This is a genomic window from Streptomyces geranii (assembly GCF_002954775.1).
GTDB lineage: Bacteria > Actinomycetota > Actinomycetes > Streptomycetales > Streptomycetaceae > Streptomyces > Streptomyces geranii.
On sequence record NZ_PJME01000010.1, the window covers coordinates 130871 to 148558 of the forward strand.

The following is a 17688-nucleotide window of genomic DNA, read 5'->3' on the forward strand; positions in this document are numbered from 1 at the left end:
GGACTGTCGTAGATACTGTGCGAAGGTTTAGGGTTCGGTCGCCCGCTGCCTGACATCCCACGAGCGGGCCCGGACCAGAAGCGACAGCGCGGTGTGCAGCAAGGCCGGGAGGGGCCTGGGTCCTGTCGACCCGCACACGACGCTTTTGGGGGGCTTGAACCTTATGGACCCGAACAACCAGGGCTCCGAGGAGTACGGCCACGACGCCGACGGCACCACGCCGCGTCAACGCCCGCCTCGCGACGCTCTCACCACCGACTTCGGCCAGCACACGCCCGCGCTCGCCCGCACGACGCAGCTCGTCTCGGGCGACTACCTGCTCACCGTCAACCCGGTCGACGGCAGCGAGATAGAGATCTGCCCGCCCGGCGAACGGCCCGGCCGGCCCGCCAAGCTCACGGCGGCCGACCGCGCCGAGACCACCCGCGCCGCCGCACCACCCGTACCGCCCGGGCCCGCGCGGCCCGAACTCCCGCTCCTGGAGCGCGACGGCGAGCGCGAGCGGCTGGTGCGGCTGCTGGCCCGAGGCCGTTCCGTACGCCTCACCGGCCCGCCCGGCGCCGGCCGCACCACGCTCCTCGACGCCGTCGCCGCCGACTGCGCCGACCTCGCACCCGACGGGGTGGTCCGCCTCACCGGCTTCCGCCGCACCCCGACCGACCTGCTCCACGACCTCTTCTACGCCGTCTACAGCGCACCTCTGTACCGGCCGGAACCGGACGAACTGCGCGCCCTCGTCCGCGAGGTCGGCGCGGTCGTCGTCCTCGACGACGTGGAGTTCGGCGGCGCCGCGCTCGACGAACTCATCGACGCGACCCCCGAGTGCGCCTTCCTGATCAGCGCCACCCCCGACATTCCCGCGCCGTCCGCCGGCGCGCTGATCGAGGAACTGTTCCTCGAAGGCCTCGACCGCGCCGGCGGCCTGGAGCTGCTCGAACGAGCGGTCGGCCGCGTCCTCACCGAGGAGGAGGCCAACTGGGCCGGCGACCTCTGGTTCGAGTCCGAGGGCCTGCCCCTGCGGTTCGTGCAGGCCGGCGCCCTGCTCAGGCAGCGCGACGGACTGCGGGCCAGCGCCGACGCGTTCGACGAGTTCGGCGTCTTCCAGGAAACCCCGGTCGACGCGCCCTTCGACACCGGCGACGAACACGACGTACCGCTGCCCTCGCTCGCCGAGGGCGCCGCGCCCGCCCCGCTGCTCGCCTCGCGGCTCAGCGCGTCCGCGCGGGAGACCCTGCGCTTCGCGGTCGCGCTCGGCGGCGAGGTGCCCCACCAGGCCCATCTGCCCGCACTCGTGGACGACGCCCACGCGGACGCCGCCCTCGGCGAGCTGCTCGGCTGCGCGCTGGTCTCGCCGGTCGGCGCCCACTACCGGCTCGCGGCCGGGGTACAGACCCAGCTGGAGGCCGCCGGGTACGGCGAGGGCGCCCAGGAGCGGGCGATCAGCGCCGCCCAGCACTACGCCTGGTGGGCCGGGCACCCGTCCGTGACCCCCGAGCGGGTCTGCGCGGAGGCCGACGCCCTGCTCGCCGCGATCGGGGTGCTCGTGCCGGTCACGGAGCCGTCGGGGGAGGACGAGGAGAGCACGGCCGTGCACCTGGCCCGCACCGCGGCGCCCGCCTTCGCGGCCGGCCTGGACTGGAGCGCCTGGGAACGCGTCCTGCTCGCCGGCGCCGAGGCCGCCCGGCTCGCCGAAGAGGTCGCGGAACAGGCCTACTTCCACCACGAGTTGGGCATCCTCGCGCTCTGCGAGGAACAGCTCGACCAGGCCCGCGCCGAGCTGGAGGCCGCGATCGGCCTGCGCGGCGCCGTCGCCGACAAACGCGGCACGGTCGCGGGCCGCCGCGCCCTCACCCTGGTCGCGGACCGCGCAGGGGACACCCCCGGCCTCGGCTCCACGCCGGGCGAGGAGGTCCCGGACGCACGCTACGAGGAGTCGGCGTCACCACCAGGCGGCGTCCCGGCGCTCTTCGGCGCCGCAGCCTACTCACCGCTCCAGCCCTCGGCCACGGGCGCGGGCGCAGGTTCCGCATCGCCTTCCGGTACGGGTTCCGGTTCCGGTGACTTCGGTCCTACGGTGATCACGCCCAGGCCCGTGGGCGGCGGCGGGGCCCACAAGGCCTCGGGCCTCCAGCGGCTCGTCGGCGGCGCCCGGCGCAACCTGGTGGCGGCGGGCGCGGGCGCCCTGCTCGCGGCGGTGCTCGGCACGGTGGTGACACTGGGAGCCACCTCGAACCCGAACGACGCGCCGTCCGACCAGGTCGGCGTCAACCCGTCCGCCAGCGCGGGCACCGACGACGACAGCCTCGGCGCCGACAAGGCGGACAACGGCAACGGCGACACGACCGGCGACACGGGCACGGCAACGAGCCGCCCGACCGACCCGGGCCCCGACGGCACCTGGGGCACATCGGACGACCCGACGCCGCCGCCGTCGGGGGGTCAGGAGCCGTCTGACGATCCGACGGGGACGAAGACGCCGGGGGGCGGCGGTAATGGCGGCGGCAACGGGGGGAGCAGCGGCGGTACGACACCGACACCTTCGGCGACTCCTACGGAGACGACGCCTTCCGAGACGCCAGGCTCGCCAACGCCCACCGAGTCCGAGTCCGAGTCTTCGGGACCGACGCCGAGTCAGACGCCCGAATCCCCGTCACCGACGGCCTCTGCCTCGGCACCGGACACCACCAACTCGGCCTCCAGCCCAGCCCAGACCGAGACCGCGAGCGAACCGGCAAGCGCCCCGGCCACGACGACGTCGGTCGACCCGTCGGTGATCTGACAGCACAGCGCGACAGCAGGAGGGCCGGGTCCGTGGCAACAGCGGACCCGGCCGCTCTCTCTCCACCCATCCCAACGCCCCAGTGAGGCAACGGCGCCTGCCGCTTCGGCCTGACGACAGCAGCGGTCATGTTCACCCGCCGCAGGTACTGGCGCGACATCCACCCCACACGCGGCAGCCGGGTGCTCGGTCCGTTCCCCCAGTGCCAGTTACGCCGAGTTCCTCATGGAGTCTCCTATGCTCGCAAGGCAGTTGGTCTGAACAGTTCATTGGGGGCGCGGAGCCGTATGGCCGACGAGATCAAGTACGAGTACAAGTCTGTGCGGACAGTTCGCGGCACCAACGGCTTGGTGATCTCGAAGATGCAGAAGGACGGCTGGGAGCTGGTGAACCAGGCCCAGGGCACGCTTCGCTCCACCCTCGACTTCCGTCGGCCGAAGAAGCCGCAGCCGTGGCTTTTGATCGGCACGACGGCTGCCGTCCTCGTGACCCTGGCCGTCGTCATCGGCGTTGCCTCCGCGCTCAGCGACGGTGGCGAGAAGAAGGACGAGTTGGACAAGCCGCCGGCCGTTGCGAGCGAGAAGTCTTCCGCTACGCCGACTCCGACCGCAGCAGAGTCGGCTGCCGCGGAGGTGATCACGCCTCAGGACAACCCGGAGTTCGCGGCGCTTCTGAAGGCGGACTCGTGTGACGACGCGAACCTGGACTTCGCGACCAGGCACGCGGGCCGGACGATCGCGTTCAACGGCTCGATCGTGAACATGGCGCCCCACGGTGACTACGACACCCGCTACGACTTCATCCTGGGCCCAGGCGACAACGGACCGAACACGACGGTTGGCCCCGCTTTCAAGTACGAGGACGTCAGCATCGTTGACCTGAGACTGACCGGCAAGAAGATCCCCGCCACAGCCGACGCAGGAGACAGGTTCCGCTTCGTCGCCGAGGTGGGCGAATTCAACGCGGACCAGTGCCTCTTCTTCCTCGACCCGGTATCCACGGAAACCCGGTAGTCAGGGTGGGTAGTCGCATCGTCACGAACCAGCGCGCCCGGCTATTTACGGGAGTCGGTCGGCCGCCGCGAGGCGCCCGAGGACTTCGGCCGGAGTGAAGCTCCACCCGACGAGACGGGGACCGCTCCAGTTGATGCCGATCAGGAGTCCCTCATCGGCGGCAGCAGGCAGATCGCTGCCTCGCCAGGTGTCCAGGGGCATGGATTCAACCCGTAGCCCATTCCCCCAGATCTTCGCCGCCCTCGTGGCGCGGGCTGACGTCGACCAGTAGGGAAGACTCCGCGTGCCGTCAGCCGCGAGGGGAACCGGGCTCCCCGCGTCGTCCCGCACAAGCCAGACGACTCCGCTCTGGCGGACGTCTCTGAAGAATGCTGCGGCTTGCGAACCACTCTGACTCATGAGCACCTGAGCGTAGCGTCCGCGCCACTCATCTCGGTAAGAGTTCCTGGAGGTCCTCTTCGGCGTCGGCCTGCCGGGCAGCGTAGTGAAGACCCGCGCCCAATCGACAGTGGCCCCACAACCTGTCTAGTCCCACCAGAACGACCAGGAGGTCCGCCCCACGAGGGCCGTCGCGTACTCGGGGAACGGTGTGGGCGGGTCGTCGACGATGTTGTCCGCGGTCGACAGCACATGCTCCAGAGCGAGCCGGCTCGCGTGCTCCGCTTCAACGAGAGGTCTCGCGACTGAGACGTGCAGTTCGCTGCCGAACGCCGCAACGACCTGGGCACCGAAGCGGTCCTCCCAGCTCCGCAGGAGTGCACACAACAGCGGGAGCGGTGCCTTCGCCGACCAGCCGATCAGCGCCAGAGCCTCGCTGCTGCGAGAGGCAGGGACGAGAACGAGGCAGCAATCCTCCAGCCCGTACGGGCCAGTCCCGATGAGCCCGGCCAGCACGCTTGACGCAGCCACCTCGGGCGTGGGGCCTTCAGAGGCAAGGGGCGTCCCCGGCGCCAGGCCCGGCCACTGCTCGAAGGGCGGCCCGGGATCGTGTGGCCAGGGCTCGACTCCTTCAGGTGCCGGGGCCGGCGTCGTGTCCGTCCACAACGGCAGCCTCCTGCGGCGGTACGCGGCGAAGTCCGTGGCCAGCACCTCCTCCAGGCGGACGGCGTCGACGTGATCCAGGTCGCAGGGTCTGCCCATGGCGTCGGGCAGGCACAGGAACGGAATCAGACCGTGTCGTCGGCTCTCGCTCAGCAGACGGGGCCACAGTTCTTCGACGTCCTGAGGGAACTCGTCGGAGACCCACACGGGCACAGGGTCACGAGCCAGGAACCGACCGGGAGGCAGACCATCGGGCAAGGGAAACATGGTCGCACCGTAGACCGCGGCACTGACAGCGCAGCTGACGCGAGCCAGTTCGCCGTACGAACGAAGAAGGGCCGGTCCCCTGATCCGGGGACCGGCCCTTCTCGTGTGAACAACCCTCAGAACAACCGCAGTTTGTCGTCCTCGATCCCCCGCAGCGCGTTGTAGTCCAGCACCGCGCAGCCGATTCCCCGGTCCGTCGCCAGGACCCGCGCCTGGGGCTTGATCTCCTGGGCCGCGAAGATGCCGCGTACCGGCGCCAGGTGCGGGTCGCGGTTCAACAGGTCCAGGTAGCGGGTGAGTTGCTCCACGCCGTCGATCTCGCCCCGGCGCTTGATCTCGACCGCGACCGTCGCGCCCTCCGCGTCCCGGCACAGGATGTCCACCGGGCCGATGGCCGTCATGTACTCGCGGCGGATGAGGGTGTAGCCGTCGCCGAGGGTCTCGATGCGGTCCGCGAGGAGTTCCTGGAGGTGTGCTTCCACGCCGTCCTTGATCAGGCCCGGATCGACGCCCAGTTCGTGCGAGGAATCGTGGAGGACTTCCTCCATCGTGATGATGAGCTTCTCGCCCGCCTTGTTGATGACGGTCCAGATGCCCTCCTCTTCACCTGCCCCCTCCTTCAACGTGCAAGGCGGAGACATCCAGTTGAGAGGCTTGTAGGCGCGGTCGTCCGCGTGGATCGAGACGCTGCCGTCAGCCTTCACCAGGATGAGACGGGGGGCCGACGGGAGATGAGCGGTGAGCCGGCCCGCGTAGTCCACGGAACAGCGCGCAATGACGAGACGCATGGTCGGCAACGCTACTCGACGCGCGGTGCTCCACGCGATTCGCCCACCTCAGAGTGCTGATACGGGCTCGGTGGGCCGACGGAACATGCCAGAGGCAACTGTTCGTTGTTGGCTGATTGTGTTCCTCAAGGGATGGTTATGACCGGTCCTGTATCCGCGTTTTCCTGGTGCCGTCACGGTCCGTTGCCTACCGTAGTAACCGGGAGGTCGCGATGCGTGTACGGAGCGTGCTCGGTGTCGCGGGCTCCCTTTCCCTGTCCGGCAGCCCCCGCGACCCGGGGGTGCGAGAGGAGAACTCATGTCGCTCGACGTCTCACCGGCCCTACTCGAACAGGCCGAGCGAGGCGAGGTCGATGAAGCGGAATTCGTCGACTGCGTCCGGACCTCCCTGCCCTACGCATGGGAGATGATCAGCTCCCTGGTGGCCCAGCTGAAGGTGGACGGCGGAGACTTCGCCGACAACCAGACGCCGCCGCCGGACGAGCAGGCACGTGGCCAGCTGCTGCGTGCGCTGGCGAGCGACGCGATACGCGGCGCGCTGCAGCGGCACTTCGGTGTGCGGCTGGCCTTTCAGAACTGCCACCGGGTGGCGGTGTTCCCGCTGGACGCGTCCGTTGACGTCAAGCTGGCCCGCTTCACCTCGGTGCGCAGTCAGTTGCTGAACCAGTCCCCGGAATTCCGGGACTGCTGAGGTGAGGGTGAACTAGGGCAACCGGCTTGCCGCTCCGTACGCGGGAGGTGTTTCTGTACGGGGCGGCAAGCTCCCTGGGGGCGGCAACAGCGGCAGCGGCAGCGGAAGTCGACCTGCGTCGACCGGCGTCTACCTGTATCGATCGGCATCGATCGGCTCAGCGGAGCTGTGTGAGCACCTCGGTTCCCAGTCGTCGTACGTTCTCCTCCGTGGCCGCCAGATCTCCGGACCCCTCGATGAGCAGGGCGAAGCGCGAGATGCCCGTCCGCTCGGACGTCGCCGCGAGCCGGTCGGCGCACAGCCTGGGCGTGCCCACCGGGTGCAGCCCGCAGAGGAGTTCGGTGTACGCCACCGGGTCCCGCATCGAACGCGCCCGGCCGTCCACCGTGACATGCGCTTCCAGCCCCTGTCGCAGCCAGCCCGGCATCGCCTTCATCAGCGTCTCGACCGCGTCCGTGCGCCGGTCCGCGATCTGGCAGACGCCCGCCGACACATGGGCGGCGCCGTGGATCTCGTCCGCCGACCGCCCCGCCGCCCGCGCCGACTGCCGCCACAGGGCGACCATCTCGGCCTTCTCCTCGTCCCCGACATGCATCCCGAGCAGCATCGACAGCCCGCGCTCGGCGGCCAGCCGTACGCTCGCCGGCGAGGTGCACGCGACGACGACCTCCGGCCCCGACGCGTCCGTCAGCGACTCCGACGGGCTCGGTACGACCGGCACCTCACGGAACCTGAACCGGTCGCCGTCAGCCGACACGGACGGCTCGCGCAGCCAGCGGAGCAGCAGATCGAGTGACTCCGGGAACGCCTTCTCGTACGCCTCGATCCCGGTCCCGAACACCTCCAGGTCCACCCACGGCCCGCCGCGCCCCACGCCCAGCGTGAACCGCCCGCCGGACGTCAGATGCAGCAGCGCCGCCTGCTCGCCGAGCATCACGGGATGGGTGGTGGGCAGCACGCTCACCGCCGTACCGACCCGGATGCGCCCGGTGCGGCCGAGCAGCAGCGCGGCCAGGGTCGTCGCGGACGGGCAGGCGCCGTACGGCACGAAGTGGTGCTCCGCCAGCCAGACCGTGTCGAGACCCGCCTCCTCGGCGACCTCGGCGGACCGGACCGCGCGGTGCAGCGCCTCCCCCTGGCCCTGGCCCGGGAACTGGGCCGCCAGCACAAAACTTCCTACGCGCATTGCTCTTTCCTGCTTCCTAGGCCCCGACACGGAGCTCCCCCGCACGGCATAACCGCTCGACACGTGCCGAAGTCACGGCCTGGCGAAGAGATTGGCGGATTGTCTGCAGAATCGGGCAGCCGGGCGGAGAGGGGCCGGGGTGCCGACGGCGGACCGGTGGGGGACCGGTGGGGAACCGACGGGGGATTCGAGAAGGGGTTCGAGAGAAGTTCGTACGACGTGCTGACTTACTTCTACCCCGGATCGCGCCGCGTAGGCTGGAGTCGACCCCTGCCCCCTGAACCGCTCCGTGAGGTGTCCTGTGTCCCCGCGTCGAAACCGCCCCCAAGACCCCGGCGGCTCGTCCGGCCGGAGCGCCGACGAGGACGACTCCGGCCGGTACGGCGGCTTCCAGTCCTCGGAGAGCTGGCAGGGCGAGAGCTGGAACGTCCGGCATGTGGCCGGGGCCAGCGCCCAGGGCAAGACCTACCGCTGCCCGGGCTGCGACCAGCAGATCCCGTCCGGTGTCCCGCATGTCGTCGCCTGGGCCGAGCACGCGGGCGTGGACGACCGCAGACACTGGCACAAGGCGTGCTGGAACGCGAAGGACCGCCGCACCACGCGGGTGCAGCGGTCCCGTAACTCACCGAGGTTCTGAACTCACCTGTCAGCTCGGTGAGTTCACACGTGGGAGTGAACTACACGTCCCGGCGGTCCAGCAGCACGAAGGCGCCCGCGATGGCCGCGGCGGTCACACCGGCGAGCAGACCGAGCTGGGCGCCGCCGCCGCTGCCGTTCCCCTCGTCCAGGCCGAAGATCTTGGCGAGGGCGTTGGGCGCGTTGTAGTCGAGCATCTTCTCGCCGATCGTCCGCAGGCTCTCGGACATCAGCAGGAACGCGGGCAGGATCGCCGGCACCAGCACGAGCCCCAGCATCGCGGTGATCGCGCCCGCCGAGTGCCGCAGCATCGAGCCGACGGCGAGGGCGAGCACCCCGAGCAGCGAGACGTACAGCGCGCCCTTGACGACCGAGCCGCCCCACGCCGTCCCCTCACCGCTGCCGTGCATCGACTCGGTCACCAGACCGACGAAACCGATCGCGAACGCGGACACGACGAACGCGACCGCGAAGAAGATGATCAGCTTGGCGGCGAGCACCCGGTGGCGCTGCGGCGACGCGGTGAACGTCGTCCGGATCATGCCCGTGCCGTACTCGGACGAGATGACCAGCACGCCCAGCGTGATCAGGCAGATCTGCCCGAGGACCAGCCCGAAGAACGCGGGGATCGTGTACGGCACGTTCCCGAAGTCCTCGTTCGTCGTCTGCGCGGCGACCAGCAGGCCGATGCCGACGACGAGGACCAGGAAGACCCCGAGCGTCCAGATCGTCGAGCGCACCGACTTGATCTTCGTCCACTCGGAGGCGAGCGCGTGCCCGAGATGTGTACGCGTGACCGGGATCGGCGAGGTGTAGGCGGCGGTGTACGAGGGGCCGGGCGCCGCCTGCCAGTCGGGCACCGCCTGCGGCACCGGCGTCTGCGTCGGGGGCTGCTGGGGCGTACTCATCGGGCGTCCTCGGGCTTGGTCAGGTCGGCTACGGGCGCGGCGACGGGCTGCGCGTACGGGTTCGGGTGGGCACCACCGGCGGCCACCGGCGCTCCGGGGCCGCCAGGAGCGCCGTACGGCCCCGTGGGCTGTCCCGGCTGCCCGGGTGCCCCGAACGGCGGCTGACCGCCCTGCTGGGGCGGCGGCGGGGCGTACCAGCCCGGCTGGCCCTGCCCCGGCACGGGCATCTGCACCGGCGGCTGCGCGCCCGGCGGCAGCGGCTGCTGCAGCCCGGCCCGCTGGTCGACGGTCGAGCGGTAGTCGACGGCGCCCTGCGTCATCCGCATGTACGCCTCCTCCAGCGAGGCCTGGTGCGGCGACAGTTCCCACAGGCGTACGTCCGCCGAGTGCGCGAGGTCGCTGATCCGGGGCAGCGGCAGGCCCATGACGCGCAGCGCGCCGTCCTGCTCGGGCAGCACCTGGCCGCCCGCCTCGGTGAGCGCGGCCGTCAGCTTCTCGCGCTGCTGCGGCTCGGTCTCCGGCGTGCGTACGCGCGCGAAGTCGGCCGAGTTGGCGGAGATGAAGTCCCCGATGCTCATGTCGGAGAGCAGCTGCCCGCGCCCGATCACGATCAGGTGGTCGGCGGTCAGCGCCATCTCGCTCATCAGGTGGGAGGAGACGAACACGGTCCGCCCCTCCGCCGCGAGCGCCTTCATCAGGTTGCGCACCCAGAGGATGCCCTCGGGGTCGAGGCCGTTGACCGGCTCGTCGAAGAGCAGCACCTGGGGGTCGCCGAGGAGCGCGGCGGCGATGCCGAGCCGCTGGCCCATGCCGAGCGAGAACCCCTTGGAGCGCTTCCTCGCCACGTCCTGGAGCCCGACCACCCCGAGCACCTCGTCCACGCGCCGCGCCGGGATGCCCGACAGCTGGGCCAGGCACAGCAGGTGGCTGCGGGCGGACCGGCCGCCGTGCACGGCCTTGGCGTCGAGCAGGGCGCCGACCTGGCGGGGGGCGTTGGGCAGTTTGCGGTAGGGGAAGCCGCCGATCGTGACCTGGCCCGAGGTGGGCTGGTCCAGGCCGAGGATCATCCTCATCGTCGTCGACTTGCCCGAGCCGTTGGGGCCGAGGAAGCCGGTGACGGACCCCGGCCGCACCTGGAAGGAAAGGTTGTACACGGCCGTCTTGTCGCCGTAGCGCTTCGTCAGGCCGACTGCCTCGATCATGCTCCGCACCCATCGAAAGGTTCAGGACAGCGGGGCGCACGCCCCCGTAAGGGTTAGGAGCTTATCGGGGAGCTGACGGTTCCCTTCAAAGAGAGGTAAAAGTGTCGGGAACATGCCGGGGGAGGGGTGGGGAGGCGAGGAGTGAGCGAGGAGAGGGCGAGGTTCAGGCGTCGCGCCGCTTCAGCAGGACGTACCCGCCCAGCAGCGCCGCCGCCACCCACGCGACCATGATCGCGAGCCCGCCCCAGGGGCCGTAAGGCGTGTCGTTGTCGATCGGGGTGACCACCTGCATGATCTTGCTGCCGGCCTGGTCGGGCAGATAGCGGCCGATCTTCTTGGTCGCCGAGACCGCGCCCAGGATGTTGGAGATCAGGAAGAAGAACGGCATCAGGATGCCGAGCGACAGCATCGGGCTGCGCAGCATCGAGGCCACGCCCATGGAGAACAGGGCGATCAGCGTCATGTAGAGCGCCCCGCCGATCACCGCGCGCAGCACGCCGGGGTCGCCGATGGACGTCGAGTGGTCGCCCAGCATCGCCTGCCCGAGGAAGAACGCGGCGAAGCTGGTGACGACCCCGACCACGAAGGCGAGCCCGGCCGCCACCACGAGCTTGCTGGCGAGGAAGGTGCCGCGCTGCGGTACGGCGGCCAGCGAGGTGCGGATCATGCCGGTGCTGTACTCGTTCGACACGACGAGCACCCCGAACACGATCATCGCGAGCTGACCGAGGCTCATGCCCGCGAAGCTCGTGTACGTCGGGTCGAAGGAGAGCCGGTCCTTCTCGCTGAGGTCGCTCCACTGGTTCTTGAGCAGCAGCGAGATCAGCGCGCCGAGCGCGATCGTCACCACGGCCGCGAGACCGAGCGTCCACACCGTGGACGCCACCGACCGGATCTTGGTCCATTCGGACCGGATGACCTGAGCGGCCGTCATGACCGACCTTCCTTCCAGCCGTCGCCCCACTGCCCGGGGGCGGGCGCGGGGGAGGGGGCGGCCGGGGCACCGGCCGGGGACGGCGCGCCGCCGCTGTGCGCGTGGTACTCGACCGACTCGGCGGTCAACTGCATGAACGCCTCCTCCAGGGAGGCCTGCTGGGGGCTCAGCTCGTGCAGCACGAGGTGGTGCTGCGCGGCCAGCTCACCGATCCGCTCGGCCTTCCCGCCGTCCACCTCCAGCGTCTCGGCGCCCGCCTGCACGACGGTGATGCCGGCCGAGTGCAGGACGTCGAGCAGCCGTTCGCGCTGGGGCGAGCGGATCCGGACGTACGAACGCGAGTTCTGCTCGATGAAGTCGGCCATGGAGGTGTCGGCGAGCAGCCGGCCCTGCCCGATGACGACGAGGTGATCGGCGGTCAGGGCCATCTCGCTCATCAGGTGGGAGGAGACGAACACGGTCCGCCCCTCCGCCGCGAGCGCCTTCATCAGGTTGCGGATCCAGTGGATGCCCTCGGGGTCGAGGCCGTTGACCGGCTCGTCGAACATCAGGATCCGCGGATCACCGAGCAGCGCGCCCGCGATACCGAGCCGCTGTCCCATCCCGAGCGAGAACCCCTTCGCCTTCTTCTTCGCGACGCTCGTGAGCCCGACGGTGTCGAGCACCTCGTGCACCCGCGAGCTGGGGATGCCGTTGCTCTGCGCGAGACAGAGCAGATGGTTGAAGGCGCTGCGCCCGCCGTGCATGGCCTTGGCGTCGAGCAGGGCGCCGATGTACTTGAGGGGGTCCTTGAGCCGGTCGTAGTGCTGCCCGTCGATCCGGACATCACCGGCGGTGGGGCGGTCGAGGCCGAGCATCATCCGCATGGTGGTCGACTTCCCGGCGCCGTTGGGCCCGAGAAAGCCCGTCACGATGCCCGGTCTGACGCTGAACGTCAGATGATTGACCGCCACTTTCTCGCCGTACCGCTTGGTCAGCCCCTCTAGCTCGATCATGCGGCCACGCTAGTTCGGGGGCATGGGGGATGCCACTTGTGTACGGCAACTTTTGGTGAACGTGGGTTCTCCATGTACCGAAAACAGGCCCGCACCCCTCGAACGAGGGGTGCGGGCCTGCAAGGAACCGCTGCTTACCGGGACTGCTGGGCCGGCACCCCACGCGTGATCGGCTCGTCGTCCGTGACCGGGGCGCCGGCGGCGGCGACCGCGGCTCCCGTCAGGGTGGCGAGCATCTCGCGGACGTTCGTCAGCTGGGCGTTGATCGAGTCGCGGCGGTTGGTGAGAGCCGCCAGCTCGCGCTCCGATTCCGAACGGATCCGGTCGGCCTTGGCGTTCGCGTCGGCCACGATGTCCTCGGCCTGGCGCTGGGCCGTCTCGACCGTCTGGCGGGCGCGGCGCTCGGCGTCCGTGCGCAGCTTCTCGGCCTCCAGGCGGAGCTGCTCCGCGCGGTGCTCGATCTCCGCGAGGCGCTTCTCGGCCTTGGCCTGACGGGACGCGAGGTCGCGCTCCGACTGCTCACGGCGCTTGGCGAGGTTCGTCTCGAAGTCCGCGGCGGCCTGGGCGGCCTTGGCGCGGGTCTCCTCGAAGAGGGCGTCGGCCTCCTCGCGCTTGGACTGCGCGTCCTTCTGCGCCTCCTGGCGCAGCTGGGAGGCGTCGCTCTTGGCCTTCTCGACGATCCGGACGCCCTCGTCCTCCGCCTTGGACTTGCGGTCCGCGGCGAACGACTCCGCGTCGTTGCGCACCTGCTGGGCGGCCGACTCGGCCAGCTCACGGTGCTGCTCGGCGGCGCGACGGGCCTCCTCGCGCAGGTCCTTCGCCTCCTCCTCGGCGAGACGGAGGATCTTCTCGACGCGCGCGCCGAGGCCGGCGTACGACGGCTCCGCGTCGCTGACCTGGGCCTGGGCGTTCTGCGTTTCGAGATGGAGTTCCTCGATGCGCTTTTCCAGAGCAGTGATACGAGCCAGAGCGCTGTCACGGTCGGAGACGAGCTTCGAGATGCGTTCGTCCACCTGAGCGCGGTCGTACCCACGCCGCACAAGCTCGAAGCCGTAGGGGGAAGTGTCGCTCATGGGGTTCCTGTCGAATGAGACCGGTGAGGTGATAGGTGGAATCCTAGGGGGCCAAGCGGCGTGTCATAGAGCAGAAGCCCGATTGATATGGAGAATCAGGCCCCTTTTGAGTGGCTAACCGGCGGACGGCTTGCCAAAGAATTGGTCAAAGACCCCAGAAAGCCACACAGAATGCACGCAACGCGCCCTCCGAGCTAGCCATCTGACGACTTGCCACCCGTACGAGTGATGCCGGCCGCAGCGCCCGCCTTGACGCCGCCGTCCTTGTTCGCCGACGGGGCCTCGAAAGACTCCAACGCTTCCAGGACGTCCTGGACACGGGAGATCTCCGCCTGAATGTCCTCGCGGCGGCGGACGAGGATCTCCAGCTCGCGTTTGCCCTCCTCGACCGTGGCCTTCGCCTCGCGGATCGCCTCGGCGCGCAGTTCCTCGGCCTCGCGGATCAGCGTGGCCTTCTTCTGCTCGGCCTCCTTGAGGAGCCCCTCGGCCTTCTTGACGGCGGCGATCCGGACCTTGCCCGCCTCGGAGTTCGCCTCCGAGACCAGGTCCTTGGCCTTCAGCTCGGCCTTGACGAGCTGCTCCTCGGCGGCCGTGATCAGCGCGTCGCAGCGGTCGCCGGTCGACTTCATCGTCTCGGCGGCCTCACGACGCGCCCGCTCGTGCAGGCTCTCGATCTCCGCCGTGATCCGGTCGCGCAGCTCCTCCGCCCGCTCTCTTATGGCGGTGGCGTCCCGGCGCGCGCCGACGAGCAGCTCGTCCGCGTCCGTACGGGCCTTCTCCACCGTCGAGTTGCCCCGCGCCGTCGCCTGGGACACCAGCCGGTCCGCCTCGTTGCGGGCCGCGCCCACCATCGAGTCGGCCTGCGCCTCCGCCTCCGCGGTCGTCTTCTGGGCCGCCTGCTGCGACTCCGAGAGGAGCTTGTCTGCCTCGGCGGCCGTCTCCGTGATGAGCGTGTCGACCTGCTCGGCCGCCTCGGAGCGCCGCTTGTTGGCCTCCTTGCGGGCCTCGTCCAGCGTGCTGTCCGCCTCGTCGCGGGCGGTCGACATCAGCCGGTCGGCCTCCGCCGCCGCCTCCGACCTGACCCGCTCGGACTCGGCCCGGACCCGCTCCGAGTGCAGCTGGGCCGAACCGACCGTGTCGGCGGCCTCGGCGCGCAGCCGCTCCGCCTCCCCGGTCGCGTCCGAGATCAGCTGCTCGGCCTTGGCCACGGACTCGGCCCGGACCCGCTCCGCCTCGGCGTTGGTCTCGTCGGTGAGCCGCTCAGCCTCCGCCGTCACCTCGGTGATCAGGGTGTCGGCCTGCGTCGCCGCGTCCGAACGGATCCGGTTGGCGTCCTCGCGGGCCTCCGCCCGGCTGCGCGACGCGTCCTGCTCGGCGTTCGCGATGGTGTCCGACGCCTCCGTACGCACCCGCTGGGCGTGCGCGGCGGCGTCCTGGCGCACCCGGTCGGCCTCGGCGAGTGCCTCGCCCACCGTGCGCTCGGCGAGCGCCTTGGCGTGCTCGGAGGCCTCCGACGCCTCGCGCCGCACCCGGCTCGCGTCCTCCGAGGCCCGCTCCCGCTCGGAGTAGGCGTCGGCCCGGACCCGGTCGGCCTCCTCGGACGCCTCGCGGCGCATCCGGTCGGCGACGTGCTCGGCGGCGGACCGCAGCCCCTGGATCTCCTCCTGGGCCTGCTCGTGCAGCCCCGACACCGACTCCCGCACCTGCTGGGCGTGCTGCTCGGCGGCCGACACCATCTCGCTCGCCCGCCGGTCCGCCTCCTCGACCAGCCGTACGGCCTCGGTCTGGGCGTCCTCCACGCGCCTGCGCGCCGACGCCAGCAGCTCCTCGCTCTGCTCGCGGGCCCGCTCGCGCTCCTGGTCGGCCTCCTGGCGGGCGGAACCGAGGGTCTCCTCGGCCTCGCGGCGCCGCCTGGTCGCCTCCTCCTGGGCGGCGGCCAGCGTTTCGGACGCCTCCGTCGCCAGTCGCTCGGCGGCGGCCTGCGCCTCCGCCCGTACCCGGTCGGCGGTGTCCTGGGCCTCCGACTTCAGCCGCTCGGCCTCGGCCGCCGCGTCCGACCGCAGGCGTACGGCGATGGCCTCGCCCTCCGCCCGGGACGCCGACGCGTCCGCAGCCGCCTCGTCGCGCAGCCGCTGGATCTCCGCGTCGGCCTGCGCCTGGAGGCCGCGGATCCGCTCGGCGGCCTCGGAACGCAGCCGCTCCGACTCCTCGGAGCCCTCGCGGCGGAACCGGTCGGCCTCCGCGCGGGCGTCGGTGAGCGCCTCCTCGGCGGCGTTGAGCCGGTCCTCGGCCTCGGTGTGCAGCCGGTTCAGGTCGGCGGCGGCCTCGTCGCGGCGGGCCTCTATGCCCCGCTCGGTGTCCTCGCGCAGCTCGCGTGCGGCCCGCTCGGCGTCGGCTGCGATGACCTCGGCCAGCTCGACGGCCTCCACACGGCTCTGCTCGGCCTCCTTGCGGGTGCGCTCCAGGGTTTCCTCGGCCTGCCGGCGCAGTGACGTCGCGCGCTCGATGGCCTCCGTACGGACCTTCTCGCTGTCCGTCTGGGCGGTCTGGCGCGTCTCGTCCGCGTCGGCCTTCGCCTTGCCGAGCAGCTCCTCGGCGGTCCTGGCCGCCTCCTCGATCTGCTGGACGGCCTCCCGGCGGGCCTCCGCGCGGATGCGCTCGCCCTCGGCGACCGCGTCGGCGCGCAGCTGCTCGGCCTCGCCGCGCAGCCGCCGGGCTTCTTCCTGAAGCTCGACGGTCTTGGCGCGGTACTCCTTGGTGTCGTCCTTCGCCGTGCCCTTGAGCTGCTCGGCGATGTCGTGCGCCTCGGCGCGCAGCCGGTCCGCCTCGGACTCGGCCTCCGCGCGGATGCGCTCGGCCTCCTCGGTGGCCGCCTTGGTGGTCGACTTCGCTTCCTCGGACGCCTTGTTGAGTACGTCCTCTGCCGTACGGGCCGCCTTGGCGAGCTGGGAGGCGGTCTCCTCGGCGGTGAGGCTGCGGGCGGTCTCCTCGGCCTCCGCGACGATCTTCTCGGCCTTCGCCTTGGCGTCTGCGACGACCTCCTCGGCGGACGCCTTGGTGGCCTCGGCCTCCTGGCTGGCCTCGGTGACGAGCCGGGCGACCTGCTCCTTCGCCGTACGCGTGCGCTGCTCGTTGGCGGACTCGGCGCTGGCGGTCGTCTTGGCCGCGCTCTCCTTGGCCTCGGTGACGACCTTCTCGGCCTCCAGGCGGGCCTCGCGCAGGGCGGCCTCGGCCTCCTGCAGCCGCTGCTCGGCGGTCCGGCTCAGCTCGGTGGCCTGGCGGCGGGCGCTGTCCGACTCGGTCACCGTGGAGCTGCGCAGCTGCTCGGCGTGGTCGGCGGCCTCGCGGGCCTCGGAGGTCGCGCTGTTCAGCAGCCGGTCGGCCTCGGCACGGGCCCGGCGCAGCAGCTGGTCGGCCTCCGCGCGGGCGGCCTCGGCCTCGCTCTGCAGCCGCTGCCTGGCCTCGTTCGCGACCCGCTCGGCCTCGGCCCGGGCGGCGGCCAGCGCCTGCTCGGACTCGGACCGCGACTCGTCGACGAGCCGGCGCGCCTGGGACTCGCTGCGGGCCCGCAACTGCTCGGCCCACGCCACGTTCTCGTTGACGTGCGACTCGACGGTCTGCCGCCGCTCGGCCAGCTCCTGGTCGAGCTGCTGGCGCCGGGTGACCGCCTCCTGGTGCAGCTCGGCCTGCAGCCGGGCCGCCTGCTCGGCGTGCTCCTGGAGGATGCGCTGGGTCTGGGCGCGCGCCTGCGACATCTCGCGCTCGGCGTCCTGGCGGAGCTGGTCCGCCTGGATCTGCGCGTTCCGCAGCAACTGCTCGGCCTGATAGCCGATGTCACCGCCGTCATAGGCGGGCCGGGACATGAGAGTGCGACGCGCCTCGTGAAGCTTGGCGCGCAGCACCTCGACCTGGTAGCCGAGGTCCTCGGCGTGCTGAATCGCCTTTTCCCGCTCGGTCTTCAGCCGCTCCATCTCGGCCTCGAACCGAGAGAGGTGGTCGACGTCAGCCGCCGGCTCTCGCTCCTGGCGTTCGTAGCCCCGCACTGCGCGGTCCCATCCGTCCCTGGTCGCAACCTTCTCCGAACGAGCCACGTCCGTCCGCCGAACGGGGCTCCCGGGGAATGGTGTCAGATCAACGGCGAAGCACGGACTCCCGCACCCACCCTCGGCCCCCGA

General features: G+C 71.1%; 14 protein-coding genes. 4 read left to right on the plus strand and 10 right to left on the minus strand.

Features of this window, described 5'->3' with window-relative positions; genetic code table 11:
- Positions 1-163: 163 nt before the first annotated feature.
- On the plus strand, positions 164-2779 hold the full coding sequence (locus tag CW359_RS16770) for an ATP-binding protein (RefSeq protein WP_105970743.1): 2616 nt from the start codon (positions 164-166) through the stop codon (positions 2777-2779).
- Positions 2780-3066: 287 nt separating this feature from the next.
- The gene (locus tag CW359_RS16775) at positions 3067-3792 is read left to right on the plus strand and encodes a DUF4839 domain-containing protein (RefSeq protein WP_105970744.1); all 726 of its coding nucleotides are present in this window, start codon (positions 3067-3069) and stop codon (positions 3790-3792) included.
- A 45-nt stretch (positions 3793-3837) separates the two neighbouring features.
- On the opposite strand, the gene CW359_RS16780 is transcribed toward CW359_RS16775, so the two are convergent.
- From CW359_RS16780 to nucS, 3 genes are all read right to left on the minus strand, one after another.
- Entirely contained in the window at positions 3838-4191 is a 354-nt protein-coding gene (locus tag CW359_RS16780) for a DUF2750 domain-containing protein (protein ID WP_105970834.1), read from the minus strand.
- Positions 4192-4317: 126 nt separating this feature from the next.
- The gene (locus CW359_RS16785; protein ID WP_232838424.1) at positions 4318-5040 is read right to left on the minus strand and encodes a DUF4253 domain-containing protein; all 723 of its coding nucleotides are present in this window, start codon (positions 5038-5040) and stop codon (positions 4318-4320) included.
- 176 nt (positions 5041-5216) lie between these two features.
- A complete protein-coding gene (gene nucS / locus CW359_RS16790; protein ID WP_105970746.1) occupies positions 5217-5888 on the minus strand; it encodes an endonuclease NucS in 672 nt (223 codons plus the stop codon).
- Between the two features lie 298 nt (positions 5889-6186).
- Here nucS and CW359_RS16795 point away from each other — a divergent pair, with 298 nt between their 5' ends.
- A complete protein-coding gene (locus CW359_RS16795; RefSeq protein ID WP_105970747.1) occupies positions 6187-6579 on the plus strand; it encodes an SCO5389 family protein in 393 nt (130 codons plus the stop codon).
- A 157-nt stretch (positions 6580-6736) separates the two neighbouring features.
- Here the strand turns inward: CW359_RS16795 and CW359_RS16800 are convergent, their stop codons facing one another.
- On the minus strand, positions 6737-7765 hold the full coding sequence (locus CW359_RS16800) for an LLM class flavin-dependent oxidoreductase (protein WP_105970748.1): 1029 nt from the start codon (positions 7763-7765) through the stop codon (positions 6737-6739).
- 301 nt (positions 7766-8066) lie between these two features.
- Here CW359_RS16800 and CW359_RS16805 point away from each other — a divergent pair, with 301 nt between their 5' ends.
- Positions 8067-8402, plus strand: a complete 336-nt coding sequence (locus CW359_RS16805; RefSeq protein WP_105970749.1) for an ATP/GTP-binding protein — start codon at positions 8067-8069, stop codon at positions 8400-8402.
- A gap of 40 nt (positions 8403-8442) precedes the next feature.
- Here CW359_RS16805 and CW359_RS16810 read toward each other — a convergent pair whose 3' ends face one another.
- The 6 genes from CW359_RS16810 to scy all read right to left on the minus strand — a co-directional run bounded on the left by CW359_RS16810 (position 8443) and on the right by scy (position 17556).
- Positions 8443-9309 carry an ABC transporter permease subunit gene (locus tag CW359_RS16810; protein ID WP_105970750.1) on the minus strand — a complete coding sequence of 289 codons (867 nt, stop codon included), beginning with the start codon at positions 9307-9309 and terminating at the stop codon, positions 8443-8445.
- Positions 9306-10511, minus strand: a complete 1206-nt coding sequence (locus CW359_RS16815; protein WP_105970751.1) for an ABC transporter ATP-binding protein — start codon at positions 10509-10511, stop codon at positions 9306-9308. Before CW359_RS16815 ends, CW359_RS16810 begins: the two co-directional genes overlap by 4 nt.
- Before the next feature lie 163 nt (positions 10512-10674).
- On the minus strand, positions 10675-11445 hold the full coding sequence (locus CW359_RS16820) for an ABC transporter permease (RefSeq protein ID WP_105970752.1): 771 nt from the start codon (positions 11443-11445) through the stop codon (positions 10675-10677).
- Positions 11442-12440: an ABC transporter ATP-binding protein gene (locus CW359_RS16825; RefSeq protein WP_105970753.1), complete on the minus strand. Its 999-nt coding sequence runs from the start codon at positions 12438-12440 to the stop codon at positions 11442-11444. Before CW359_RS16825 ends, CW359_RS16820 begins: the two co-directional genes overlap by 4 nt.
- A 134-nt stretch (positions 12441-12574) precedes the next feature.
- Positions 12575-13513 (minus strand): coiled-coil domain-containing protein, encoded by a 939-nt coding sequence (locus tag CW359_RS16830; RefSeq protein ID WP_053745201.1) that lies wholly within the window; start codon positions 13511-13513, stop codon positions 12575-12577.
- A gap of 194 nt (positions 13514-13707) precedes the next feature.
- On the minus strand, positions 13708-17556 hold the full coding sequence (gene scy / locus CW359_RS16835) for a polarized growth protein Scy (protein ID WP_105970754.1): 3849 nt from the start codon (positions 17554-17556) through the stop codon (positions 13708-13710).
- Between the last annotated feature and the right edge of the window lie 132 nt (positions 17557-17688).